Origin of the sequence: Saccharopolyspora kobensis (assembly GCF_900108315.1) — a bacterium.
GTDB lineage: Bacteria > Actinomycetota > Actinomycetes > Mycobacteriales > Pseudonocardiaceae > Saccharopolyspora > Saccharopolyspora kobensis.
In genome coordinates this window covers 33,062-57,654 of sequence record NZ_FNVB01000009.1, presented here as the reverse complement: position 1 = coordinate 57,654, position 24,593 = coordinate 33,062, and the positions used below count along the sequence as shown (strand labels likewise).

19 protein-coding genes are annotated in these 24,593 nt (G+C 71.5%); 6 read left to right on the top strand and 13 right to left on the bottom strand.

What is annotated here, in order from left to right; translation table 11 throughout:
- Positions 1-77 precede the first annotated feature (77 nt).
- Positions 78-1,349 carry an LVIVD repeat-containing protein gene (locus C4T78_RS27460; RefSeq protein ID WP_143185807.1) on the bottom strand — a complete coding sequence of 424 codons (1,272 nt, stop codon included), beginning with the start codon at positions 1,347-1,349 and terminating at the stop codon, positions 78-80.
- A gap of 168 nt (positions 1,350-1,517) precedes the next feature.
- Between C4T78_RS27460 and C4T78_RS27455 the strand changes: the two genes are divergently transcribed.
- From C4T78_RS27455 to C4T78_RS27440, 4 genes are all read left to right on the top strand, one after another.
- A complete protein-coding gene (locus tag C4T78_RS27455; protein ID WP_143185805.1) occupies positions 1,518-5,207 on the top strand; it encodes a CHAT domain-containing protein in 3,690 nt (1,229 codons plus the stop codon).
- A gap of 13 nt (positions 5,208-5,220) precedes the next feature.
- Positions 5,221-6,807 carry an Hsp70 family protein gene (locus tag C4T78_RS27450; protein ID WP_093351344.1) on the top strand — a complete coding sequence of 529 codons (1,587 nt, stop codon included), beginning with the start codon at positions 5,221-5,223 and terminating at the stop codon, positions 6,805-6,807.
- 390 nt (positions 6,808-7,197) lie between these two features.
- Complete coding sequence (locus C4T78_RS27445; RefSeq protein ID WP_093351342.1) at positions 7,198-7,833, top strand: hypothetical protein; 636 nt, start codon at positions 7,198-7,200, stop codon at positions 7,831-7,833.
- Positions 7,834-7,835: 2 nt separating this feature from the next.
- A complete protein-coding gene (locus C4T78_RS27440) occupies positions 7,836-8,495 on the top strand; it encodes an RES family NAD+ phosphorylase (protein ID WP_093351339.1) in 660 nt (219 codons plus the stop codon).
- On the opposite strand, the gene C4T78_RS27435 is transcribed toward C4T78_RS27440, so the two are convergent.
- The 10 genes from C4T78_RS27435 to C4T78_RS27395 form a co-directional block, all read right to left on the bottom strand.
- A complete protein-coding gene (locus tag C4T78_RS27435; protein ID WP_093351336.1) occupies positions 8,492-9,136 on the bottom strand; it encodes an MOSC domain-containing protein in 645 nt (214 codons plus the stop codon). The genes C4T78_RS27440 and C4T78_RS27435 overlap by 4 nt on opposite strands.
- Before the next feature lie 131 nt (positions 9,137-9,267).
- Positions 9,268-9,876, bottom strand: a complete 609-nt coding sequence (locus C4T78_RS27430) for an Rv1733c family protein (RefSeq protein ID WP_093351333.1) — start codon at positions 9,874-9,876, stop codon at positions 9,268-9,270.
- Between the two features lie 211 nt (positions 9,877-10,087).
- On the bottom strand, positions 10,088-10,213 hold the full coding sequence (locus C4T78_RS37145) for a hypothetical protein (protein WP_258958367.1): 126 nt from the start codon (positions 10,211-10,213) through the stop codon (positions 10,088-10,090).
- Positions 10,210-11,775: a TRAFAC clade GTPase domain-containing protein gene (locus C4T78_RS27425; protein ID WP_177247547.1), complete on the bottom strand. Its 1,566-nt coding sequence runs from the start codon at positions 11,773-11,775 to the stop codon at positions 10,210-10,212. Before C4T78_RS27425 ends, C4T78_RS37145 begins: the two co-directional genes overlap by 4 nt.
- A 1-nt stretch (position 11,776) precedes the next feature.
- Entirely contained in the window at positions 11,777-14,173 is a 2,397-nt protein-coding gene (locus C4T78_RS27420) for a GTPase-associated protein 1-related protein (RefSeq protein ID WP_093351331.1), read from the bottom strand.
- Positions 14,170-15,357, bottom strand: a complete 1,188-nt coding sequence (locus C4T78_RS27415) for a TRAFAC clade GTPase domain-containing protein (protein ID WP_093351329.1) — start codon at positions 15,355-15,357, stop codon at positions 14,170-14,172. Before C4T78_RS27415 ends, C4T78_RS27420 begins: the two co-directional genes overlap by 4 nt.
- Positions 15,358-15,531: 174 nt before the next feature.
- The gene (locus C4T78_RS27410; RefSeq protein ID WP_093351326.1) at positions 15,532-17,862 is read right to left on the bottom strand and encodes a SaeA-related protein; all 2,331 of its coding nucleotides are present in this window, start codon (positions 17,860-17,862) and stop codon (positions 15,532-15,534) included.
- A 149-nt stretch (positions 17,863-18,011) separates the two neighbouring features.
- A complete protein-coding gene (locus C4T78_RS27405) occupies positions 18,012-19,658 on the bottom strand; it encodes an Hsp70 family protein (RefSeq protein WP_093351324.1) in 1,647 nt (548 codons plus the stop codon).
- Complete coding sequence (gene grpE / locus C4T78_RS27400) at positions 19,651-20,415, bottom strand: nucleotide exchange factor GrpE (protein WP_235863505.1); 765 nt, start codon at positions 20,413-20,415, stop codon at positions 19,651-19,653. Before grpE ends, C4T78_RS27405 begins: the two co-directional genes overlap by 8 nt.
- A 204-nt stretch (positions 20,416-20,619) precedes the next feature.
- Positions 20,620-21,171, bottom strand: coding sequence for a snapalysin family zinc-dependent metalloprotease (locus C4T78_RS27395; RefSeq protein ID WP_093351321.1), 552 nt, complete (start codon positions 21,169-21,171; stop codon positions 20,620-20,622).
- 302 nt (positions 21,172-21,473) lie between these two features.
- Between C4T78_RS27395 and C4T78_RS27390 the strand changes: the two genes are divergently transcribed.
- Complete coding sequence (locus C4T78_RS27390; RefSeq protein WP_093351318.1) at positions 21,474-22,208, top strand: PIG-L deacetylase family protein; 735 nt, start codon at positions 21,474-21,476, stop codon at positions 22,206-22,208.
- On the top strand, positions 22,205-22,819 hold the full coding sequence (locus C4T78_RS27385; RefSeq protein WP_093351315.1) for a maleylpyruvate isomerase N-terminal domain-containing protein: 615 nt from the start codon (positions 22,205-22,207) through the stop codon (positions 22,817-22,819). Before C4T78_RS27390 ends, C4T78_RS27385 begins: the two co-directional genes overlap by 4 nt.
- Positions 22,820-22,929: 110 nt before the next feature.
- Here the strand turns inward: C4T78_RS27385 and C4T78_RS27380 are convergent, their stop codons facing one another.
- Together C4T78_RS27380 and C4T78_RS27375 are read right to left on the bottom strand one after the other, a co-directional pair.
- Positions 22,930-23,865, bottom strand: coding sequence for a heme o synthase (locus C4T78_RS27380; RefSeq protein ID WP_093351313.1), 936 nt, complete (start codon positions 23,863-23,865; stop codon positions 22,930-22,932).
- Positions 23,862-24,257: a DUF3817 domain-containing protein gene (locus tag C4T78_RS27375; RefSeq protein WP_093351310.1), complete on the bottom strand. Its 396-nt coding sequence runs from the start codon at positions 24,255-24,257 to the stop codon at positions 23,862-23,864. Before C4T78_RS27375 ends, C4T78_RS27380 begins: the two co-directional genes overlap by 4 nt.
- Positions 24,258-24,593 lie beyond the last annotated feature (336 nt).

The following is a 24,593-nucleotide window of genomic DNA, read 5'->3' as shown; positions in this document are numbered from 1 at the left end:
TCGGTATCGGTCGAACGCCCGCGGGCGAGCGAAGTGCGGCCCGGGCGCCGAGGCGTCCGGGCCGCTTCGCGTTCAGGTCAGGGGCGCGGGGTGCTGTAGATGATTCGCTTGCCCGGGTGTTCCGTGACGGTCCAGAGCTCGTTCTTTCCCGGCCAGAAGGACAGGTCCTCCACGCCGATCGCCACTTCTTGTTCCGTGCTGTCCGTGCTCAGGACTCCGATTCCCTTCGCCGCTTGGAGGTAACCCGGGCCGGTGTCGCCGTTTCCGGTGCTGCTCAGGTACCAGCGGCCGACGGTCGGCACCGCTCCCTGGACGCGCGGTTTGGGGAGGCGGTGGGCCGCCGTCGCTCGCCACTTGCCGTCGCTGTCCAGCTTGGGCTTGCCCGTGTTGCCGTCCATGGGCCATTCCGCGACTCGGCCGTAGGTGTTCGGGTCGTCCTGCTTCGCGCAGTACTCGCCGGTCACCAGGGTGTCCGGGGTCGGGCTGCGGTCCAGGGCGAGGTAGGAGAACTTCTGCGGACCGCTCGGGTTGCACCTGTGCTCCGCCGGGAAGTCCGCCAGGCCTCCCGGGTTGGAGTAGCCCGCGACCTGGGGCATCACGTAGCGGTAGCCGTAGCTGTAGTACGTGCCGCTCTGGCGGCCCAGCTGGCTGCTGTCGTCGACGTTGCCGTTGGCCGCCGACTTGATGTCGAAGATGTAGCGCATGTCGAACACGCGGATGCCGCGGCGGGTGTCCGCCAGGTACAGGTAGTTGCCGTACCAGGCGATTCCGCCCGCGTGGACGGCGCTTCCGTCACCGGCCTGCGGGGTCGTCAGCGCCTCGTAGGTCGGGTTGCCGTAGCTGTTGATGTACGGGTACGCCAGCAGGACGTGCTGGTAGTCGCCCGTCGCGGTGTCGAGGAACGAGACCCGGACGCCCTTGACCGGGGCCGTCTGCTTGTCGTACCAGCTGACCAGGATCGCCTGCTTGGTGCCCCACTGCTGGTCTTCCTGGGCGTCGGCGACCGTGGTGATGCCCTGCGGCATCCACTCCTCGGTGGCTACATCGCCCGCGTTGAAGCAGAACTTGCGCGCCAACGGCCACTTCATGGTGTCCAGCGCGGGTGAGGTGCAGGCGTCGCCCTTCGGGGCGTCGGTGCGGTTGGCCTGCTCCAGGATGTTCTGCACGCCGAGCTTGGGCAGTTCCGCGTCGAGCTGGTCGACGATGCCCTGGAGGTTGCCGTTAGTGGGCTCCAGCACGAAGTCCGACAGCGCCGGTGGCGTGGCGGCTGCCGAGGCCGATGCGGGTAGTGCTGCGGTCGTCATCGCCGCGGCCAGGGCCACGGCGGTCACCAGATGTCGCTTGCCCACGTGCGTCTCCTCAATCCGGGAACACCACGATCGAACTGGAGTATTTTGACCGGTTCTGCCGCGGGCGCACCAGCCCGAGGTGCGGCGAAAGCCTGGGCCGTTCGCGGGAACTTTCCCATCAGCCGCCGCATCCAAGCAGTAAGCTCTGCGGCGGTAGGAAGGGACGGGATGGCGGGCGAACTCGACGAAGAGATCGCGCAGCGCTACGCCCAGCTCGGTGAGGAGCTGGACGACGAGACCGCCTACCGGCTGCTGGTGGAACTCGCGGACCTGCTGCTCCAGCGGGCGCAGACGACCGGTGCCGACGTCGACGAGGTGCTCACGGTCGCAGGCAGTCTCCTCGAAGTCCTGGCCGAGAACTCCCCCGCTCGCGCGGCGCCGCTGTACCAGCTCGGGCTCGCGCACGCCCTGCGCGGCGAGCGCGGTGATACCGCCGAATTCCGCGCAGCGGTGGGCTGTTTGCAGCAGCTCCGGCCGTTGGTCGACGACCCGGAGATCATCGGGCGGATCGGCCTCATCACCGGTCAGATGGTGCTCAGCCTGACGGCTTTCGAGCACGTCGACTCGGCTCTCGCCGATCTGGGCACCGCGTTCGAGCAGCTGCCGGAATCGCCGCTGCGCTCGCGGATCCGGTTCGTGCGCGGGTCGATGCACCTGACGCGGTTCATGTCCGCCGGTGGCGACGACTCCGAGCACCGGGCCGCGGTGGAGGATCTGACCGCCGCTCTCCAGGAGCTCGACGATCCGCACGCCGTCGACAGTTGCCACACCGGCCTCGCCTACCTGCTGCTGACCAGGCACATCCCGGCCGAGCTCCGGCACGGGCAGCTCAACGCCAGCATGGTCAACGGGCTCACCCTGCGGGTTTCACCGGAGGAACTGGCCGAAGCGCGCGAGCACCTGGATGCGATCGCCGACACCTCGGACGGCTCCATCATGCTGCTGCGGACGCTGGTCAGCGCCGCCGGCCGGACCGACGAGTCGACCGCATCCGACTGGGAGAGCGCGATCGACGAGCTCGATCGAGTCTCCCGCGCCTGGGGCGAGGACCTGCCGGGCAGGCCGGAGATCGACGCGTTCCAGGCCGCGATGGCCGCGAAGCTCGCCGAGGTCACCGGCGATGCCGAGGACACCGACACCGCCACCGCCCGGATCGCCGAGGCCGCTGCGGCGCTGCCCGCCGATCACCCGATGCGGCCGCTGCTGATCAGCGGGCTGCGCGCCACCGCGCGGATGCCCGACAGCAAGCCCGAGGACCTCACCGCCGACGAGCACGCCGCCATCGTCCGCCGACTGGAACAGGCCCTGGAGCACTTCGCCGACGACGACCCCGCGCGGGCGCAGGTGATCACGCCGCTGGCCAGCACGCTGCTGGTCTCCTCCGCCTTCGACCGCTCCCGGCAATCCCTCGGCCGGGTGCGGGAGCTCGCCGAGCAGGCGGTGCGGCGCGGCGGCACCGATCCGCTCAACGCCGGGATCAACCACTTCCTGCTCGCCGCCGCCGAAGGCGTTCAGTCGATCAACGCCCGCGACACCGCTGCCGCCAGCGCCTCGGTGGAGCACCTTCGCCGCGCCGATGAGCTGCTGCCCGCCGACCACGGTCTCCGGCCGCTGCTCGCACCGTGGTTGAGCTCGCTGCTGATCCAGCGGTACATGGCGTTCGGCAGCCAGGAGGATCTGGAGGCCGCCCGGTACTTCGCCTCCGGTTCCGGGCACGACCGGCACGCCGTCGCGCGGTTCGCCGAAGTGGCGCGGCACATCTCGCCGCACTCGATGGACGCGGAGAAGGCCGAGCGCATGGAAGCCGAGCTGACCGCGCTCCTCGACGACCTCCCCGAGGACGACTGGTTGCGGCCGCGGGTGTCGAGCATGCTCGGGTCGGTCCAGCTCATGAAGAGCGTCGTCTCCGGCAACGCCGCGGATCCCGCTGCCGCCGACGCCGTGCTGGAAGCGCTCGACCAGGTTCCCGAGCACCACCTCGACCACACCAACGAAGTGCTCGGCGCGGCGATGACGTGCATCGGGCAGGGCACCGCCACTCGCGACGTCGCCGTGCTCAACCGCGGTATCGCGATGATGACCGAGGTGTGCGCCAAGCCCGACCTGCATCCGCGAGAGCGACGAGGGGCGTTGGAAGGCCTCGGGATCGCGCTGCGGGCCCGCTACGAGATCACCCGCTCGCCGCGCGATCTGAACAACGCCATCAACCGCTTCGAGCAGATCCTCCGCGAGTTCGAGCCTGAACCGGGCGCGTTCGAGACCGCGAACCTGCTGAACTCCCTGGCCGACTGCTACTTCACCCGCGGCGACAGCGCGCGCCGCGACCAGCAGCGCGCCGTGTCCAACGGGTTGGCCTCGCTGCGGGAGCGGGCGCGCAACGTGCTGCTGCAGAACAGCCCCCGGCGAGCGCTGGAGACCGCGAACACCGCGACCGGCGAAGCGACGGAGGTCAGCCACTGGTGCCTGGCCGTCGGGCAGCCGGAGGCCGCTGTGCAGGCGCTGGAGCTGGGGCGCGGCATGGTCCTGCACGCCTCGACCGTGGAGGCGAGCATCCCGACCCTGCTCCGGGAGCACGGGCACGGCGAGCTGGCCGAGCGGTGGGAGGCCGAAGCCGCCGAGGAACGGCCGTGGGACGTCGGAAATGCCGGTGTGATCAGGGTTTCCGATGCCGACCTGCCCAGCGACCTCCGATACCGGGTGCTGCGCGCGCTCGAACCCGTTGAGGCGCAGTTGCTTTCGCCGCCGCCGGTGGAGGAGATCGCCGCCGGGTTGCGCGCTTCGGCGACCCGGGCGCTGGTGTACCTGCTGCCCGGCGTCGTCGTGCTGGTCACCGCTGACGGCGAGGTCCGGCAGGTGATGTCTCCGCAGCTCAGGGAGGACGGGCCGGTCGCGCGGTTCGACCAGGCGCAACGGGAGCGCGCTCGTGGGAAGGACGTCGAGGACGAGTGGCGAACCGCGCTGGCCGAAGTGTGCGACTGGGCTTGGGCGGCGGTGCTGAACCCGGTGCTGGATCTGCTGGCGGGTTCCGGGCCGCTGCGGATCGTGCTGGTGCCGGTGGGCAAGTTCGGCGCCGTGCCGTGGCACGCCGCGCGGCGGCGGGTGCCGGGCGGCAAGGTCCGGTACGCCTGCCAGGACGCCGTGATCTGCTACGCCGCTTCGGCACGGCAGTTCCTCGAAGCCGGTCGGCGGGAAGCCCGGCCGTGGGACAGCGAGCCCGCGCTGGTGCGGATGCCGGAGCTGCACTGGACCCAGCACGAGATGGGCCACATCCACCGCACGCACTACTCGCACGGCCCCTACCTGGGAAAACCGCGCGATCCTCGCCGTCGGGACCGGCAGCCGCCGCCGAAGCCCGCCGACGTGCTGGCGCTGCTGCCCAGCGCGTCGATGCTGCACCTGGCCTGCCACGCCGTGCCCGCCGAGCTGCCGGTGGAATCGGCGCTGCTGCTGGGTTCGCAGGAAGTGCTGCCGGTGCAGGACATCCTGCGGCAGTCGCGGGACAAACCCGCCGGCGCGCTGGTGGTGCTCGCGGCCTGCGCCAGCGATCTGACCGACCGGCAGCACGACGAGGTGCTGACGCTGTCCACCGCGTTCCTCGCCGCCGGGGCCGTCGGGGTGGTCGGGACCCGGTGGGAGGTGGTGGACCTGCCCACCGCCATGTTCATGATCGTGTTCCACCACTACCTCAACGCCGGCTACCCCGATCCGGCGAGCGCACTGCGGGCCGCGCAGCTGTGGATGCTCGATCCGAGGCGGCGCCCGCTGGACGGGATTCCCGGGGAACTGGGGGCTTTCTTCGCCGAAGTCGACCCCGCCGCGCCGCAGCACTGGGCAGCATTCACCTATCAGGGCCGATGAAGAAGGGAACCCGATGGCGACGTTCGGCATCGACCTCGGCACGACGCACTCCTGCATCTCCTACGTCGACGAGACCACCCGCCCGGTGATCGCCAAGAGCGCGATCGGCGAGGACACCACGCCGTCGGTGGTGTACTTCGAGCGGCCGGGCAGCGCGCTGGTCGGCACCGCGGCGAAGAACTCCGCGCTGCTCGCCCCGCACCTGGTGGCGCAGCTGGTCAAGCGGGACATGGGGCGCGAGGGCGTCGAGTTCACCTACCACCGCGAGCGGTACACGCCGGAGAAGATCTCCGCGCTGATCCTGCGCGAACTCGCCCGCGCCGCCGAGGAGAACACCGGGCTGGAAGTGCGCGACGTGGTGATCACCGTGCCCGCGCACTTCGGCATCGCCGAGCGCGAGGCCACCCGCCGGGCCGGCGAGATCGCGGGGCTGACCGTGCTGGACGTGCTGGCCGAGCCGGTCGCCGCCGCGCTGCACCACCACGTGCTCGACGACGCTGCGGGCACGCGGCACGTGCTGGTCTACGACCTGGGCGGCGGCACCTTCGACACCACCGTGATCCGGGTTTCCGGCGATGACGTCCAGGTGGTGTGCACCGACGGCGACGGCGAGCTGGGCGGCGCGGACTGGGACCAGCGCATCGTGGACCACCTGCTCAGCACCTTCCGCGAAGCGCACCCGAAGCTGGATCCCAGCGCCGACGAGCTGGCCATGCAGGAGTTCGCCGACCGGGCCGAAGAGGTCAAGAAGGCGTTGAGCGCCACGATGTCCCGCAACGTCGCGCTGCGCGCCTCGGGAGCGGCGGTCAACGTGAAGTTCACCCGGGAGCTGCTGGAGGAGCTCACCGCCGACCTGCTCGAGCGGACCATGACGATCACCGGGCGGATCATCGACACCGCGCGCCGCAAGGGCGTCGAGCGGTTCGACGAGGTGCTGCTGGCCGGTGGCATGACCCGGATGCCCGCGGTCTCGGCCGCGTTGGAGGAGCGGTTCGGGCTGACCGCCCGGTTGTCCGAGCCCGACCTCGCGGTCGCCAAGGGCGCCGCGCTGTTCGCGCTGATCAAACAGGCCAAGGGCGGTTCGGCGCGGCAGCTGGGCATCAGCGAGGCCGATGCCGCGGCGATGGCCCGCAAGCGGGTGGCGACCGTGGTGCCCCGGGCGTTCGGGGTCAAGGCCGTCGATCCGCGCGATCCGCTGGCGCTGACCGATCCGGTCCGGGCCCGGCAGATGGTCGCGCACCTGCTGCAGCCCAACACCCAGCTGCCCGCCGACACCGGCCCGTTCCCGTTCCAGACCGCCATCGACAACCAGCGGATGGCCGAGATCGAGGTCTGGGAGCAGGCCGGGCCGACGCCTTCCGACGATCTGGCCGACAACACCAAGGTCGGGCGCGGCATGCTCACCGGCATACCGGCCCGACCGGCGGGCTGCCGGATCGAGATCACCTTCGCCATGTCCGAGACCGGCGAGCTCACCGTGCACGCCAGGGAACTGGAGACCGGCAGCGATGTGCGCTTCGAGCTCGACATCGGCGGCGCGGACCGCAAGTCCGTGGCCAGGGCCCGCACCGACATCGCCGGTCACTCCGTCAGCGGATAGGAGAGCGATTCCAGTGGAAAGTGCGAATCGCCGGTGTGTCGGCACCCGACACACCGGCGCTGGCCGACGACCGCCCGCAATTTCAATTGAAATCAGACGTTTGATTTCAATTGAATTTTGTTCCTCCGGCCCGCGGTCCGCAGCTGCGGGGGGCGACCGGCACCGAGCGGCAGGTGCCGCAGGCGCCGTCAGGCGCACAGCCCACCCTCGCAGCTCGCACCACCGCGGGTTCTCAGCGTTCGCCTGGCGAGGACGGGCCAGCCGCCGTGCATCGGTCATGCATCAGGACGGGCACCCGGAGTCCAGGCGGGCGCCGAGGTTCCACCACCCGCACCGCCACGCAGAACCCGGTCGGAAAGACCTCGTTGAGATCGCGGCGGGGAGGTCGCGGTGAGCCAGCAGAAGATGTTGGACGCGCTCACCGCCGAGTGGGACGACGTGGCGGACCGGCTGGATCCGGAGACGTTCACCAGGTTGGTGTCGCTGATCGCCGAGCTGCAGGACGCCGACGCCGACGCCGACACCTCCGCGATGGTCACCGAGGACATCGCTTCGCTCCTGGGCGACGTGCTGCCCGTCGAGCACCCGGTGCGGCGGGCGCTGGCCGAGCCCGTGTCCAGGTTCCGCCGTCCCGAGGTGGACTGGGTGCGGCTGAGCACCGGGCTGCGCGACCGGCTGACCGGTTCCGCGCCGAGCCCGCGGCTGGACCAGCTGCTCGCGGCGGAATCCCTCGACGCGCACCAGCTCTCGGCCGTCGGCGTCGACCCCGCCGACCCGGACCTGATCCGGCTGCCCGCCGAGGGCGGCGACCGGTACCCGGCGTTCCAGTTCGACGCGGACGGCACACCGCGCGCGCTGGTGCGCGACGTGAACCGGCGCTTGCGGGTCGGCGAGGACCCGTGGGGCGCGGCGGACTGGTGGCTCGGCCCGAACGACTGGCTGGGCGGGATCCCGGCGCAGCTGATCGGCCAGGTCGACGACGCCGCGCTGATCGACGCCGCCCGCGACGAGTCGACGGAGGTGTGAGCATGCCGCAGGCCACTCCGCCTCAGCAGTTCGAGGCCACGCCGAACCGCTACGTCCTGCGCACCGACACCGCGCTGTTCCGGCTCCACGAGCGCGAGCGGCACGCCGCCGAGTTCAAGCCCGCGCACGTGAGCTTCGGCTCGCCGGGCGGCCGGTTCGACGGCACTCCGGAAGACCCGTTCCCCAGCTATTACGCCGGATTGCACGTGACCACGGCGTTGGCCGAGGTGCTGCTGCGCAACCTCGGGTTCGGCGCCGACGGGCAGCGGCTGATCCGCCGCGCGCAGATCGCCGGGCGGCGGTTCAGCGCGGTGCGCGCGAACCGGGAGCTGACGCTGGTCAGCCTGCTGGACGCACCGGATCTCGCGGCGGTGGCGCAGGATTCCTGGCTGGTCGACGCCGCGGGCCGCGACGCCTACCCGCACACCCGGCGGTGGGCGGTGTGGATCCGCTCGCAGGCGCCCTGGGCGGACGGGCTGATCTGGCCGTCCAAGCGGGACACCGGCAAACCCGCCGTGGTGCTCTTCGGCGATCGGTGCGCCGATGCGCTGGCCGATGCCGAACCGGAGCTGCAGATCGACCTGGACACGCCGATCGGCGAGGCCTGGCTGACCAAGATGCTCGCCCCGTACCGCGCCGGGGTCGCGCCGAGCCCGAACTAGTCGAGCACGTAGGGGCTTCGCGCTGCCGCCCTGCTCCGGACGTCCTCGGGCAGCTCCGGGACGTCCACCAGCCGCGGCAGCAGGTCGGGCTGCGTGGTCAGCGCCCGGAACACCGTCCCGATCGCCACGCCGTGGTCGGGACGGTGCTCGACGTCGATGGCGTCGCCGGTGCTGATGTCTCCCGGCGCCACCACGCTCAGGTAGGCGCCGGGAACGGCCCGCTGGACGAACGTCTTCACCCAGCCGCCGCGGTCCAGCCACACGGCGAACGTCCGGCACGGGATGCGGGGCACGGTCACCTGGAGCACGACGTCGCGGCCGATCCGCCACCGCTCCCCGATCAGCGCTCCCGTGACGTCCACGCCGCTCGTGGTGAGGTTCTCGCCGAACGCGCCGCACCGCAGCGCGCCCAGCTCGGGCTCCCACCGGTCGAGATCTTCGCGCGCGTAGGCGTAGACGGCCTGGTCCCGGCCGCCGTGGTTGGCCGTGTCGCAGATCGTGTCACCGGCCAGCCCGCTACCGCCGGCTCGCGGCTCCCGCACCGCGACCGGCGTGTGCACCGGCCGTTTGTCGATGCCGCTCTGCCCGGACTTCGCGGCGAGCGGACGAGCGATTCCGACGTTGACCGAAAGCGCGAGCACGCCCCGAACGCTAGGCGCGCGGCCGACACCCGCTCAACCGCTTTTCCGGGAAGTTCGGCACCGGGCCGGGCGCCCGGAGGCCAGTCGGGCGCCGAGGCTGCGCCGCGCGGTACGAGCCCGCAGCACCGTTCTCAGCGCTGGGACCAGGTTCCACCGTGCTGGAGGTGCAGCCACTCGCGCGCCCAGGCGCGGGCACCGATCCGGCGGGCGAGCCCCTGGGTCGCCCTGATCAGCGCGAAGCAGGTCAGTTCCGCCACCAGGAGGACGAGCAGGGCCGCGAAGACCGCCGAGGTGGCGACCGAGCCCGAGCTCGGCGGTTGCGGGACCCGCTCGCCCGCCTGGTCGACCCACACCGTCACCGTCTCACCGGCCGAGGCGTTGGCCGGGACCTGGACGTTCGCGCTGTGCGTGCGCAGGCCGACGCGCCATTCCGCGACGGCGGTGGAGCTCAGCGCGTCGTGGCTGTAGACCTCGGAGACCGGGATGTTCATCTCCGGCCCGGTGGCCAGCACCGCCTCCACCGGGCGGGTGGTCTCCGCCGTTTCCGCCGCGCGCCGGGTCAGATCGGTGTGCAGCGAGGCGCCGAACATGCCCGCCACCGGGACCATGATCAGCGCCGCCATCAGCAGCAGGACCGTGATCCCCGCCGCGAGCCGGTCGATCGGCCTGCGCAGCGGGTTCCGGTTCACACCCAGCGCGTTCACCAACCAAGCTGCGTGCGCTTGCAGCGCCGCGACCATGCCAACCTCCAGACTGCCGGTGCACCGTTGCGCCGCGGACCACCCTCGCGTGGTCGTGCTCCGATGGTTGTGCGCGGCAACCTCCACGCGAAGTATCCCCGCTTAGAGCCCCATTGTTATCGCAACGTGATCGTCCATACACCAACGGTGCAGCGGATCACGTTTTCACCATCGGGCATTTCGGTGATCGAGCGGCATTCCCGGCAGCCGGTCAGGAGAAGAGCGCCGAGAAGAACCCGCTGAGCGCCGAGTAGCCGCTGAGCAGCAGCGCGATCGCGAAGGTGCCCACCAGGGCCCAGCGGAACGCCAGGTAACCGGTCGGTGGCCGGTCGTTCATGCTCCCACCGCCTTCTCCTCGTCGTCGCCGAGCGGGAACCCGCCGCGGCCGAGCAGCCACCGGAACGGCGCGGCCGGGGTCATCCGGTGCCCGGGCCGGGTGCCGAGCACCGAGGACACCACGAAGAAGCGGACCTCGGCGAAGTCCCGCTCCGCGGCGAGCACCAGGTTGTCCAGGCCCGCGGTGACCAGCCACTCCCGGACCGCGCCCGCGCACAGGTCGGCCGCCCACGGCACGTCGGTCAGCAGGTCGGCCTTGACCACCGCGATCGCCAGCGCGCGCTTGCCGGTCTCCACGCCGTAGTCGCGCAACCGCCGCGCCGTGACGTGGTAGACCTGCTCGGGATCGCCGCTGGCCGGGTGGGCCTCGGCGAGCCGGGACTCCAGGTGGCCGCCGAGCTGGTCGCGCACCCAGCCGATGGTGAACGGGTCGATCACGAACACCAGGCCGCCCGCGTGGTCGAGGAACTCCAGCTCGCTGTTGTCCTCGCGGTCCAGGAAGAACTCGCCCGCCGCGTCGAACAGGTGCAGCAGCGCCCGTCCTCGCGACTTGACCAGCTGCACGGTGATCGCCGCGGGCAGCTGCCCGGCCGGGGTCTTGGTGGTGTCGGCACCGCTGCTGACCAGCTGCTCGCCGTGCTGGAATGCCTGTCTGCTGCTGTCGTCGACGAAGTCCGCCCGGACGCCTTCGGCCGCGGCCAGGTCCCGCAGCGTCACCAGGCCCGCGTGCACCAACCTGGTCTTGCCCGCCGACACCGGGCCGAACACCGGCACCCGGATGTCGGTGACCGCGCCGGAGCCGCCGCGCAGCGGTCGGTCGCAGCGCTGGCAGCGCCCTTCCAGGTGCCGGGACGCCCGCAGCACCGTCGTCGGCAGCCGCTCGCCGCAGCCGCACCTGCGCCGGATCGCGCCCAGCAGGCCCGGCCGGATGTCGTGGTGGACCGTCTGGCAGCCGCTGCACCGGTAGGCGGGCACGGACATCACGTGGTAGCAGGTCGGGCAGCTGGCGCTGGCCCGGCGCAGGCCTCGCACGGTGTTGTCGTAGCCGCGCATGGCGCCGATCGCGGTGCCCCAGCCGATCCAGCCCAGGAGCAGCACCACGGCACCGAACAGCAGGCCCTGGAAGGCGCCCAGCGCGCCGCCGAACAGGAAGGGCGGCCCGAGGAAGACGACCAGCCCGACGCGGAACCACCGCTGCGCGCCGAGTTGTCCCCGCCCGAACGCCCACCGCCAGCCGCGCGCGACCAGCCCGCCCCAGCCGCGGAGGATCGCCACCAGGTCGCGGCGCCACTGCGCGACCAGGTAGCCCGGCCATGCCCAGTCGCGCGGGAACGGGCCCTGCTTCGCGCGCATGCCGGCCGTCCCGCCGACCACCCGGTCCGGGGTGACCAGGACAGGCCGCTCGGGGCCGCGGCCGAACAGCGTCAGCGATGCGGTGACCAGGGCCGTGCCCGCACCGGCCAGCGCCAGCAGCGGCGACAGCGCGGTCACCACCGCGGACATCAGCATCAGGACGACCGCGCCGCCGAACAGCACTGCGAGCGCCAGGACGAGGTAGGGCACGTCAGCGCTCCCGCTTGCCGAAGAACCGCCGCGCGACCTGGCGGGTCCGCGCCTGCTTCGGCTTGCGCTGGGCGGCGTCCCGCAACCAGTCGTGCCACCCCGAGGCGTAGTCGGCCCCGACACCGCGCAGGAGCTTGCTGATGCGCCGGAAATCGGCCTGCTTGTGCGCGTGCATCCAGGCTTCCAGCTCGCGCCCGAAGGCCGCGCGGATCGTGCCGGTGGTGTCGTCCGACCAGCAGACCGCGAACGCCAGCATCACGGCGCGATCCCGCCGGTCGGGGTCGGCGTCCTCGTCGTTCCACACCGCGGGCAGCTCGCGGACCAGGGTGTGCTGGAGCTGGTCACCGCTGCTGACCACCAGTGCCGGCGAGTCCGGTGGCGGGCAGGCGAGCAGCGCTTCGACGACCTGCGCGGCGCGCGCGGCGAGCACCTGCTCCGAGATGTCGCCGGGGCCGCCCGCTTCGGCGCCCTTCCGCCGGAGCGTGCTCAGCCAGGCGCGCAGGCGGCCGTCGTCCTCCCACAGCTTGCGCAGGTCCTGCCGGTCACCGAGGTGGTGGCTGAGCACCCGCAGCACGTCGAGGTAGCGGCCGGACACCTTGGCCTTGCCCAGCACACCGAAAGCCCGCTGCGCCAAGGCGTCCGACACCGCCGTGGACGGCAGCTCCGCGAGGAAGGCGGACAGCTCCACCAGCGTGGGCGCGGATTCGCCGAACAGCGCGTCGTACACCGCTTCCCCGGTGCCGGGCTGCTCGGGCTTGCGCAGCAGCCCGCGGAACACCTCGATGGTCTCCCGCCGCACCGAGCCGCCGGCGGCCACCGCGGCGGACGCGACGGCGGCGTCCAGCGGCATGAACGGATCGCTGACGGTCGGGGCGAGCAGCCGCCACCAGCGCTCCTTGATCGCCGCGGCGACCTCGTCGCCCCACGGCCCTTCGAGCCGCCGCGCCAGCACGTCGCGCAGGAGGTCGACGAACTCCGCCCCGCACGTCCAGCTCGACGGATCGACAGCGGCGTGCGGGTGCTGCGCCCACCACTCCACGAATCGCGCGGCGGGCTCGGCGAAGTTGCCCAACCGGGGCCGCACGCCGAAGCGGGCCGCGGTGCGCAGCAGCAGGTCCATCCGCTCCGGCAGCACCGCGCCTGTCGCGCCCTCCACCAGCCTCGTGGCCCGCTCCACTTCGTCCCGGCGCCACCGGTTCTCCGCCAGCGGGGCCCGGTCGCCGGTGGACGTGCCGCGGATGATCTCGCCGATCTCCGCGCGCAGCAGGGCGAACCGCACCTGCCCGGCCTGCTCCAGGTCGAGCCCGGCGAGCCGCGCGAGCACGGGCACTCCGGGCTCGGCGGCGAGGACGGCGGCCAGCACCGGTTCCAGCACGTCGGCGGCGGACACCGCGGGCGGGTCGGCCAGCCACTCGGCCAGCGCCATCGCCGATTCCTGGCCGGACACCGGTTCCTCCAGCGCCAGCACACCGGCGGCCAGCCGGTCGCCGGTGCTCGGGCGGGCCGCGCCGCGGCCGCGGGCGAACTGGTGGGACAGCTCGATCGCGTCCACCACGTCGTAGGGATCGGCGCGGAGGAAGCGCGAGACCCAGTGCAGCGCGGAATCGCTGGCCTCGGCCTCCCGGTGCTTGCCGGTGACCAGGTTGAACACCGTGAAGTCGGTGTGCCGCTCCGGTTCGGCCAGCGAGCCCGCCCAGTCCGGGTGCAGCGCCAGCACCTCCTGCTCGCTGAACTGCGGGTTGGTGGCGAACACCCGGAACCCGACCCGCAGCGCCCGCTCCTGCGGCAGCAGCAGCGTCGCGGCGGCGATCCAACGCATCACCGCCGCCGGGTCCTCGCTGATGAACACCACGCGGGGCGCACCTTCGTCGTGCACCCTGTCCACTGCGGAATGCACTGCGAGCAGCCATAATTCGCCGTTCTGCTGCCCCAGCACCCATTCCCGCAGCGCTTCCACGCCGAACGGCCCGGCCTCCGGTTCGGCGGGCACGGCGGGACATTCGGTGCTCGACGCGGGCTCCTCCACCCACCACGGCGCGTCCCACAGCTGCGCCGGGCGGATCGGCCCGTAGAGCTGGGCGTCGGTGGCGACCAGCGCGTGGGTGAACTGGTTGCCCTCCCGCACGCCGCCCGTCTCCGCGCCCAGGTACACGCCGCGAGCCGTCGCGTAGACGCCGTTGTGCACGTGGACCAGCGACGGCGGGTAGTCCTCCACCGGGCGCTTGTCCCGCATCCAGCCGACCGGTGCTTCGTACAGCGCCGAGCGCTGCACGACGGTCATCATCTCGTCGGTGGTGTCCGGCGATACCGCCTGGAACTGGAACCCGGCGCCGCCGCGCAGGCCCTGGCCGGGGCCGCAGTCGGTGTAGTACAGCGAGTGGAATTCCCGCGCGCTCATGCTCGGCTCCGTTCGATGACCTTGAAGTTGCTGAGCAGCCACAGCAGTGGTTCGTCCACGCGGAACGGTCGCACACCGGCCGGATCGATCTGCTTGCTGCCGTAGTCCGGTTCCGCGCCGAGCGCCGACACCGCGAAGTAGCGGAACGTCCGGTAGTGCGCCCGCAGGTGGGCGTCGATGTCGTCGGCGCCCAGCTCGGCCAGCAGCGCCCGCAGGTGTTCGTCGGTGTCCTGACCGGCGGCTTCGTCGTACTCCGGGCCGGTACGCGGCGGTCGCAGCAGCGGGTGGTTCTCGCCGAGCACGCCGAAGAACGCGTCGATCTTGGAGAACACCACCGCGATCGGTGTGCGGATCTGCTTGCCGTCGCCGAGCCCGGTGCTGGAGCGCAGCATCTCGGTCACGCGGTTGAGCACGTTGATCGGCGGCTCGGTGTCGCGGCGGCCGGCGGCGGGCACCGCGATCCGGTCCGCCGCGCCGGGTAACTGGAACGGGTCCAGCAGCACCACCAGCCCGTCCGCGGCGGTCAGGTAGGCCTGGCTGTTGACGAACTCCTGGGTCGTCATGTCCTCGCCCGCCGCGTCGTAGAACGACAGCGTGGTGGTCCTGTACACCCGCTTGCCCAGCTGGAGGCGCGGCTGCCGCCACTGCATCACCAGCGGGGTCCGGATGCCGTCGGCCGAGCTGGTGGTGGACTCGAACAGCGACTGGTCGCCGAACAGCGCCTGCTCGTAGCGCTCCAGCCACTGCGCGGTGCCGACCCCGGCCTGCTCACCGGTGAAGGCGATGTCGGCGTCGAAGCGGCGGCGGATGGTGTTGCGCAGCTCGTGCACGAGGACCGTGGTGTAGACGGTCTTGCCCGCGTTCTTGCCGCCGACCACGCCGATCAGCGGGCTGCCGCCGTCGGCGAAGTTGGCGGGCAGCGGCGTGTGGCAGACCGGGCAGGCGCGGATCCCGCTGGTGGTGCCGCAGTCCGGGCAGTCGGCCTTGCGCGGGCTGCGGCCGAAGCGGCCCGGTGCGGCGAAGGTCGGCCAGGTGCTGGCGGCGTAGCCGGTCAGCCGCTGCCGCTCGGGGTCGACGGCCTTGCGGCACTTCTCGCGACCCGGCGCCGGCCGACCGGTGCACTGGAAGCGCAGGTTGCCCACCGGGAACCGGTGGTAGCAGTAGGGGCATGCGACCTTGGCCATCTAGTCTTCCCTGCGCTCGTTGCGTTGTGCTCGACGCGATCTCACTGAGTTCTTCCAGGCTCTTTTTGCGCGGCGGTGCAAGTAGCGGAACCTCAGTGCCCGCCTGGACTGCGGGTGCCCGGCCTTGTGTATGACCGGCTCACGGGAAATCCGTTGAAATCACAGAGGCTCACATTAGGTCACCTTCAGCTGGGTAACGGGTGGATCCACCAAGTCGATACCGGGTGTTGACACGAAGCAGCGCAGCCAGAACGGTTTCCGCTTCGGGAGTTCGACGGTGATCTCGACCGGGTCGTCGATCCGGTGCACCGCGCGGTGCACGACGTTGCCGTCCTCCGGCCGCAGCGGCATGACGCGACCCGGCGCGACGACCACCAGCACCTCGCACTCCGGCACCGGGAGGTCGCTGGTGAGCACGATGCGCGCACTGCTCGGGCCGAACAAGCGGTTGCGCCGTTCCACCTGGTAGCCGACCTGCGCGGGAGGCCCGCTGATGGACAGCTCGCCCGGATCGGAGCGGTTCTCGCCGTCGTCGGAGGTGGCGATCGAGACGACCCGCACGCGCGTCTCGCCGGGCCCGCCTTCGATCCGGCAGCCACCCTCGTCCTGGTACTGCTGCCGCGTCAGCCGCCGCGACCCGCCGTCCGAGGCGCTGTTCCAGGACACCTCGGCCATCCGCACGCCGTCGGGCCACACCCAGGACACCACGAGCTCACGCCCGAAGTGCCGCCCCTCCAACGAAGTCACCGGAGGAAGGGTCGGCACAACCCGCGCGCGGTGTCGCACCGCGACGGATTCCGCGCGAACCTCGGTGCCGTCCGCACGCCGGTAGCGCGCCGTCAGCAGGTACGTGCAATCCACCTTGTAGTCCACAGTGGAATCGCGAAAAGCGTTTCTGCCGCTGGTGGAAATCGGCACCTCGCCGGAGTCATCCCGCCGCACCACATCGACACCGATGGCGTCGCGGTGCAGTTTCCAACTGCCCTCCACCGCGCCTGTGCGGACCGATATCTGCACCGCGTGCACCGGCGGCAGCACCTCGACGCTCACCGCGGCCGGCCGCGACCACGCCCCGTCCGGCTCCGCCGCGAACACCGCGTACCCCGCGGCCGCCCCGGCCGCCGCGGCGGTGTCCACCACCGCGGTCTCCGCCCCCTCCGCGACCACGTCGCCGTCGGTGGCGTCGCCGGGCGTCCGCCCGCTCCGCCGCACCACCCGGTACCGGGTGCTCACGCCGTGGTCGGGCTGCGCCCGCCACGACAGCCGCACCACGAGCCCTTCCGGCTGCGCCGTCAGGTCCGCCACCGGGCTCACCGGGATGCGCCGCACCTCCGCCGCTATCGCGTCGTCGTCGGCGGCCAGCCGCGATGCTTCGGTGAGCTGCCTGCGCGCTTCGCCTTCGGCTCCGCGCTCCAGCGCGCGATGTGCCGCTTCGCGCAGCGAGCGCACTTGCTCCGCGTGCCGGTCGACGGCCGCTCTCGCGGTGGCCGCCTCCTCGGCGTCGGCGATGCCGACCAGCGCTTGCTGGGCCGCCACCAGGTATCCGGCGGCGAGCAGTTCGGTCACCTTCGCCAGGCCGCTGATCTCGATCTTCGTCGGCCCGGCTTCGCTGAGCACGCTCACCACGGCCTGCCGGGCCTCGCCTTCCTCCAGCCCGGACTGGCGCAGCACGCGCAGCAGCGCACCGGCCGGTGCACCGTTCTCGCGGAGCCTGCGCACGTCGTCGAGCAGGTGGTACAGCGCCAGCAGGCGGAGGTCGGCCGCGGAGTTGATCAGACCGAGGGCTTCGCGCGCAGCGCGGTTTCCGGAACGCCGGTTCTCGCGATCGACCGCCGCCTGAACGGCTTTCGCGCTCAGCCCGTCGGGTTGTGCTGGTGCGCTTCGGAATTCGGTCAGCAGCGCGAAGCTGGTCAGCTTTCCGTGCAGCAGCTCGGGAATGCCGGTGACCTCGGCGTCCTTCAGAAGTTCTTTCAGCCTCCGGAACAACGTGTCGGGCATCCCGGAGGTCTTCGGCAGGTCCAGCGGAACCGCCGTCCGCACCCCGGCCTTGGCCAGCGCCTTGTCCACTTCGGACGGAGCGAGTTGGCCGAAGGCTTCCCGCATCGCCTCCAGCTGGCCCGGCGTGATGAGCCCGAGTTCGCCGAAGTTCGCCTTGAGCATCTGGGCGAGCTCGTCGATCTGGGCCTGCCCGGCTGCCGCCCGGTCGTCGTGCCGCGCGCGCCACCATGACATCCGCGACATCTTGTCGCCGTGCTCGCGGCGCAGCTCCTCGTCCTCGCGCAGGAACGCCTTGTAGACGCTGGTGGTGAAGCTGGACTTCGCGGTGGACTGGGCGCTCTTGTTCCAGTGCGAGCGCACCTGCGACAACCGCTGCGCCACGTCCGCGTCGGAGAAGTCCGGCCCGATCGCGTACCGGGTCAGCAGGTCGTCCGGCAACCGACCGCTGCGCCCCCGCAGCGGTCGGACCACGTCGCGCTCGTACGCCTTCGGATCGAAGGGTTGCATCGGATCCCGTCCAGTCCCGCCTCTCTGCGATTCACAGTGGTGGTTGCGTTCGGCGGTTGATCTTGCGCTTCGCGGTTTCTGGTGACTGGTTCGCGCCACGTTCCCCCGAGGCGCGGTTGATCAGCACTTGGGTTGACACGGCCGCTCGATCAGCCGGTGACGGTGATGCCCGCGACCTTCCGCGCGGCCGCCGCGACCTCCTCGTCACTGCGGACGCTGACGCGCACCTTGATGTCCAGCGAGTTGCCGGTGGACGGCTCGGTGGCGGTCAGCTCCAGCAGGCCCTCGTCGTCGACGGTCATGCGGATGTTCACCGGGGACCCCACGGGCAGCGGCGGCAAGCCGTCGATGATGCCCTTGCCCTCGCTGATCTCCTTGTTCTCCGCCAGATCCGGGCCAGCGACCACACCGGACTGCTCGTAGAGCTCGATGTTCACGCCGGTCTGCCCCTCCTCGACGGTGAACGCCTCCAGCGTGCGCTCCTCGGTGGGCAGCGAGTCGTTGGCGTGCACCAGGTGCCGGACCAGGAAGCGCTCGGGCTTGTTGCGCCAGTCCGGGTCGGAGGTGTCGACCAGCTTCACGCCGAATGCCTTGGGCAGCACGTTGCGGGTCTGCTTGGCGGCCAGGTTCTCCAGCGCCCGCTCGGAAATCCCGGTCTGCCTCGCGACCGTGCGCACCGCCTCGGAGACGCCCGCCGAGCCCTCCTCGGTGGCCTCCCGGTGCACCACGCGGCCCAGCGCGTAGAGCGCGGCGCCCTTGGCCACCGCCAGGTCCGGGTCGTGCAGCTTCGGGTCCCAGCCGAACTCGGCGCGCAGCCGCTCGGCGACCGCGGGCATCTTGGTGGCGCCGCCGACCAGCAGCACCTCGTCGATCTTCGCACCGGGCTGCTTGGACTCCAGCGTGCCCAGCGTGCGCCGGACGATGTCGACCGTCTTGTCCAGCAGGTCCCGGGTCTCGGCCTCGAACTGCGCGCGGGTCACCTCCACTCGCGCGCTGACCCCGGCGCCGCGCAGCGCGACCGCCCGGGATTCCGCCTTGGACAGCTGCTTCTTGGTGTCCTCGGCGGTGGTGGCCAGCGACTGCAGGAACTCCTCGTCGTCCTCCACCTCGGTGCCGTCGGGCACCTGCTCCTGGAACTTCGCCAGCAGGTGGTTGCGCAGCCGCAGGTCCCAGTCCGCACCGCCGAGGTGGTCGTCGCCGTCGGTGCACACCACCACGATCTCGTCGGTGGACACCCGGATCACCGTGGTGTCGAAGGTGCCGCCGCCCAGGTCGTAGACCAGGATCGTCTTGTCGTCGGCCCCGGTGGTCGCCTCGTAGTGCAGCGCGGCGGCCACCGGCTCGGGCACGATGCCGATCACGTCGAGCCCGGCGATGGTGCCCGCCTGCTTGGTGGCGCTGCGCTCCTGCATGCCGAAGTAGGCGGGCACGGTGATCACCGCGCGCGCCACCTCACCACCGGTGTGCGCGGCGGCGTCCTGCGCGAGCTGCTTGAGGATCAGCGCCGAGATGGACTCCGGGGTGTAGGTGCTGCCGTCGAACTCGAACTCGGCGTCGCCGCCCATCTGCCGCTTGATCAGCGACACCACCCGGTCCGGGTCGATGATCGCGGAGTTCTTCGCCACCGAACCGACCACCACGTTCGACTCGTTCTCGAAGAACACCACCGACGGCGTCGTCTCGCTGCTGTCGGTGTTGCGGCACACCGAGGGCCTGCCGGTCTCGTCGACGTAGGCGATGGCCGAATAGGTGGTGCCCAGGTCGATGCCGAACACCTGCAGGTCGCCGTCAGACATCGGCGTTCATCCCCTCTTGCTCGCGGCTGTCCCCGGTGGGCGCGCTCCAGCGGTACACGTGCACGCGCGCGGGAACGGTCACGCGGTCGGTCGTGGTGTCGAGGTAGCCGTCGGAGACCACCAGCGCGATCCGCTCGTGCTGGTCGGGCGCTTCGGCCGGGAGGATCTTGACGGCCCGGTGCTCGCGGGCGGAGAACTCCGCGCCGGCCTCGGGCCGGATCGGTGCGCTGCCGCAGCGCTCCAGCGCCTGCTCGGCGCTCAACGCGAAGGACTCCAGCAGGTCGGCGACCTGCTCCCTGGTCGGTTCGGGCGGCAGGGCGCGGGCCTGGTGCAGCAGGTCCTTGCGGAGGTTCTGCAGGTCGGTGGTGATCGGGCGCAGCAGCAGGTTCTGCTCCCCGGCGCGCAACCGCTCCACCTCGGCGTGCAGCTTGTCGATGACGCGCTCCCGCGCGGCGGCCCGGTCGTGGTGCTCGCGGATCTGCTCGGCGAGCGCGGAAACCGCTGCGGTCAGCTCGGCGACCGGATCGGCCCCGGGTAATTCCTCGGCGGGCGCCTCCGGCGCGGCGGGTAACGGATCAGCGGTTTCCGGCGCCGGGCTTTCGGACACCTCGGCATCCGGCGCGTCGGCAGGCGCGAGAACCGCAGCCTCCTCGCGCTGTTCGTCCTTCTCTGGCTCGTCGCGCATCGCTTCGCCCGCCTCGTTGCTCACCGTCGTCGCACGGGTGACCGGCCAGTCCGGTGACCGGATGATGATCACCAAGACTAGCCCCGTCCCACCCGGACCGGAGTGGGATTTCGGCGACTTCGACGGTGCAGCGGCGCGAACGGTTCCGCCCCGCGTTCAGGACGAGACCCGTGCGCACTTCCTGTCGCCATGGCAACAGGAAGTGCGCACGGGGCCTGACCTGCGAAGGTGAGCGGGCTGCGGCGATCGGGGCGATGACCGCCGCAGCCCGCGTGCTCACCGCAGGGCGAGCACGTCTTCGGTGTACACCCGCCGCTCCAGGTTCACGCCCTGCGCGAAGTTGCGCTCGACCTCGGCGATCTCCACCGGGTTCGGGTTCGGGTTCTTGCAGCTCGGCCCGGCGCTGGCGCCCGACATCAGGTCCTCGCACAGCCCGGTGCGGTTGTCCGGCAGGCCGAGGATGTGGCCGAGCTCGTGGGCCGCGATGCGCAGCGTGTCGTGGCCCTCGTTGACCGCCTGGCGGCCCATCCAGACCCGGCCCTTGCCGAGGCCGATGACCTCGGCGCGCGGCCAGCCGTTGTCGGCGAGCACCACGACGTCGGCGGCACCGCCTGCGGCCGGTTCGAAGCGCACGTTCTGCACGTGGTCGTTCCAGATCTGCGCGCCCGCGTCCACCACGTCGCGGAACTCGGCGGCCTGGCTCGCGTCGTAGGTGACCACCCGCACGTTCGCCTCCGGGGCGGCCGAGGCCACCACCGGAACGCCCAGCGCGAGCAGGAAAGCGATGAGCAGACCGACAACGGGCCGCAGCGTTCTGGGCAGGTTCATCTGCACCAACCTCCTTAGCCGTCCGGATCACGGTGCTCCAGAACGTATTGCGGCCGGTCATCGCCGAGGCCGCGGTGGCGTAGAAATGCCACTGCGCGAAATTGCCGGATAGCCGTCGCGGAAAAGCTGGGGAAAGCAATTCCGGAGCGAATCCGACACACCGCCCGCATGTCGTGAGATCCGGTTTCCGCTGGTGCGGAGCGCATTTCCCAACCGCGCCGGAAAACCGGTGGCGGCACCGGCGCGAACCGCTCGTGCTGCGCGACACTCGGAACACCCGAAGCGTTCCAGGAGGCAACCGGATGACCGATCAGCTCGAACCCGTGCCGACGGACTGGCAGCAGGCGCTGGCGATCGTCGCGCACCCCGACGACCTGGAGTACGGCTGCTCCAGCGCGGTCGCCGCCTGGACCGCGTCCGGCCGCGACGTCGCCTACCTGCTGGTGTCCCGCGGGGAGGCGGGCATCGACGGCGTGGCACCGGAGGAGGCGGCGCCGCTGCGCGAGCTGGAGCAGCGCGCGAGCGCGGCCAAGGTCGGCGTGCACTCGGTGGACTTCCTCGACCACCGGGACGGGGTGATCGAGTACGGCCCGGAGCTGCGCCGGGACCTGTGCCGCGCGATCCGGGAGCACCGGCCCGGCCTGGTGATCACGCTCAACCACCACGACTCGTGGGGGCCCGGCAGCTGGAACAGCGCGGACCACCGCGCGGTCGGCCGGGCCGCGCTGGACGCGGTCGCCGACGCCGGGAACCGCTGGATCTTCCCGGAGCTGGTCGAGCAGGGCTACGAGCCGTGGCAGGGCGTCCGCTGGGTCGCCGTCGCCGCCTCGCCGCACCCGACGCACGCGGTGGACATCACCGACGTCCTGGAACGCGGGGTGGCCTCGCTGGCCGCGCACCAGACCTACCTGGAGGCCCTCAGCGACGAGCCGGCCGAGGAGCACGCGCGCCGCATCGTGGTGGAATCGGCCCAGCAGCACGCGGCCCGCTTCGGCGGCCGGGCGTGCGTGACCTTCGAACTGATCGGAGCCGGATGATCGTCGACGCACTGGACCAGGCCTGGCGGGGGTGGGCCGCGCTGGGCCGCGTGCTGGCGGGCGAGCAGTGGCAGCGGCCGACCCGGCTGCCCGACTGGACCGTCCGGGACGTCTACGCCCACCACTGCGACTTCCCCGCAGGCACCGCGGCCGGTCTCGAAGCGCCGGAACCGACCGCTCCGATGAGCCACGCCACCGCCGCCGAGCTGCTCGCCTTCATGCAGCGGCCGGGCGGCATCGCCGACCAGACCCGCGAGGAGGTGCGCACCACGGCGATCCAGCGGGCCGGAGCCGGTGAGCTGGTCGAGCAGTTCACCGACCTCGCGCCGAAGGTGATCGCCGCGCTGCGCGAGACGGACCTGGACCGCAAGGTCGACTACATGGGGTTCGCGGTGGTCTCCGCCGAGGAGGCGTTGCGGATCTTCCTCATGGAGGCCGTCGTGCACTACTTCGACATCGCGACCGCGCTCGACCTGCCGGTGCCCGGCCCGATGGCCGGTGCCCCGCTGCGCGAGACGGTGCGGCTGCTGACCGAGACCGCCGACCCGGTCGCACTCGTCGACGCCGCCACCGGCCGCGGCACCCCACCGGTCTTCCCCGTCCTGCGCTGAGGTTCCGCCACCCGCACCGCTGAGCAGAACGAGCCGGAAACCGCGGGAAAGCCGACGGGCCGCTCACCTCCGGAGAGGTGAACGGCCCGTCGATCCGCCGTGGTGGGGGCTCAGCCCAGCACCGGGAGGCCGATCGCGGCGTCCACCGCGATGGCCACGAACAGCAGTGCCAGGTACGAGTTGGACAGGTGGAACAGCTTCATCGGGTTGACCGCTCCACCGTTGCGCACCGCGGCGTGCAGCCGCTGCGCGACGATCAGGAACGCGGCCCCGGCCAGCACCGCGAAGGCCACGTAGACCCAGCTGGTCACCGGCACCAGCAGCAGCGTGCAGGCCACCGTCGCCCAGCTGTAGGCCAGGATCCGCGCCGACACCTGGCGGGTGGTGGCCACCACCGGCAGCATCGGCACCCCGGCGCGCGCGTAGTCGTCCTTGTACTTCATGGCCAGCGACCAGAAGTGCGGCGGCGTCCACAGGAACACCACGCCGAACATCACCAGCGCGGGCCACTCCACGGTGCCGGTGACCGCGGCCCAGCCGACCACCACCGGCATGCAGCCCGCGGCGCCGCCCCACACGATGTTCTGCGAGGTCCGGCGCTTGAGCACCAGGGTGTAGACGAAGACGTAGAACAGGATCGCGCTGGTGGCCAGCACCGCGGCCAGCAGGTTCGCCCCGGCCCAGAGCACGCCGAAGGACGCGATGCCGAGCACGATGCCGAAGATCAGCGCGTTGCGGCGCGGCACCTCGTAGCGCACCAGCGGGCGCTTCTTGGTCCGGTGCATCACCGCGTCGATGTCGGAGTCCGCGACGCAGTTGAGCGCGTTGGCGCTGCCCGCCGACATGGCGCCGCCGACCAGCGTCACGGCCACCAACCACAACGACGGGACGCCGCGCTGGGCGAGGAACATCGCCGGGATCGTGGTGACCAGCAGCAGCTCGATGACGCGCGGCTTGGTCAGCGCGAAGTAGGCGGCGACCACACCGCGGCGGCGCCCGGTGGACGGCGCGGCTTCGGCGGGTGCGGACTCGTGGGTTGCTGTCATGAGGCCGGCGATTCCTTCGCGGTCCGGGTGTGCGGCTCGGTCAGCGGCTTGCCCGCCAACCGCAGCTCGTGCCAGTGCGTCACCTTGCGCTCGGCGAAGAAGGCGCCGAACGGGATGGTGCCCGCGAGCAGCACCAGCAGCATGCGGCCGATCGGAACGCGCAGCTGGGTCGTGGCGACCACGGCGACGAGCAGGTAGACCATGTACAGCCAGCCGTGCGCGACACCGATCCGGAAGGTCCAGTCGGTGCCGAGCTGCTGGGTCGAGCTGCCCTCGTCCCACAACCCGGCGAAGTGGCCGTATTTGAGCACCATCGCGGCGCACAGGAGGATCAACAGCACCGCGGTGACGTACGCCATGATCCGGTAGAAGATCAGCACACCAGGCTTCACGCCAATCCCTCAATCCCGCCTCGTGCCTAGAAACACCGGTGTCAATAGACCGTACGCCACGCGAAACCGACACCCGCGCCGGACCTCGACCAAGAGTGGTCCCGCCCACCATGGGCGGTCGCTCGGGACCTGTCCTCGGCCCTGGTTCCTGGGCTTTGTCCGCCAAGCGGCGCAGCCGCTTGGCCCACCCCCGCAACTCGCACCGCCGCGGGTTCTCAGACGTCGCCGGCGAGGACAGCCCGTTCGCCGCGCATCGGACACATCAGAACGGGCTCCCGCAGTCCAGGAGGCGTCCGAGGTTCCGCCACCCGCACCGCCACGCAAAATCCGATAAAG

Bases quoted from the DNA above. Each gene is read 5' to 3' on its own strand.
- C4T78_RS27430 (WP_093351333.1), bottom strand. From the start codon at position 9,876: ATGGTCGCGGCGCTGCAAGCGCACGCAGCTTGGTTGGTGAACGCGCTG.
- C4T78_RS27380 (WP_093351313.1), bottom strand. From the start codon at position 23,865: ATGACAGCAACCCACGAGTCCGCACCCGCCGAAGCCGCGCCGTCCACC.
- C4T78_RS27455 (WP_143185805.1), top strand. From the start codon at position 1,518: ATGGCGGGCGAACTCGACGAAGAGATCGCGCAGCGCTACGCCCAGCTC.
- C4T78_RS27405 (WP_093351324.1), bottom strand. From the start codon at position 19,658: ATGTCTGACGGCGACCTGCAGGTGTTCGGCATCGACCTGGGCACCACC.
- C4T78_RS27415 (WP_093351329.1), bottom strand. From the start codon at position 15,357: ATGGCCAAGGTCGCATGCCCCTACTGCTACCACCGGTTCCCGGTGGGC.
- C4T78_RS27390 (WP_093351318.1), top strand. From the start codon at position 21,474: ATGACCGATCAGCTCGAACCCGTGCCGACGGACTGGCAGCAGGCGCTG.
- C4T78_RS27385 (WP_093351315.1), top strand. From the start codon at position 22,205: ATGATCGTCGACGCACTGGACCAGGCCTGGCGGGGGTGGGCCGCGCTG.
- C4T78_RS27410 (WP_093351326.1), bottom strand. From the start codon at position 17,862: ATGCAACCCTTCGATCCGAAGGCGTACGAGCGCGACGTGGTCCGACCG.
- C4T78_RS27420 (WP_093351331.1), bottom strand. From the start codon at position 14,173: ATGAGCGCGCGGGAATTCCACTCGCTGTACTACACCGACTGCGGCCCC.
- C4T78_RS27440 (WP_093351339.1), top strand. From the start codon at position 7,836: ATGCCGCAGGCCACTCCGCCTCAGCAGTTCGAGGCCACGCCGAACCGC.
- C4T78_RS27450 (WP_093351344.1), top strand. From the start codon at position 5,221: ATGGCGACGTTCGGCATCGACCTCGGCACGACGCACTCCTGCATCTCC.
- C4T78_RS27395 (WP_093351321.1), bottom strand. From the start codon at position 21,171: ATGAACCTGCCCAGAACGCTGCGGCCCGTTGTCGGTCTGCTCATCGCT.
- C4T78_RS37145 (WP_258958367.1), bottom strand. From the start codon at position 10,213: ATGAACGACCGGCCACCGACCGGTTACCTGGCGTTCCGCTGGGCCCTG.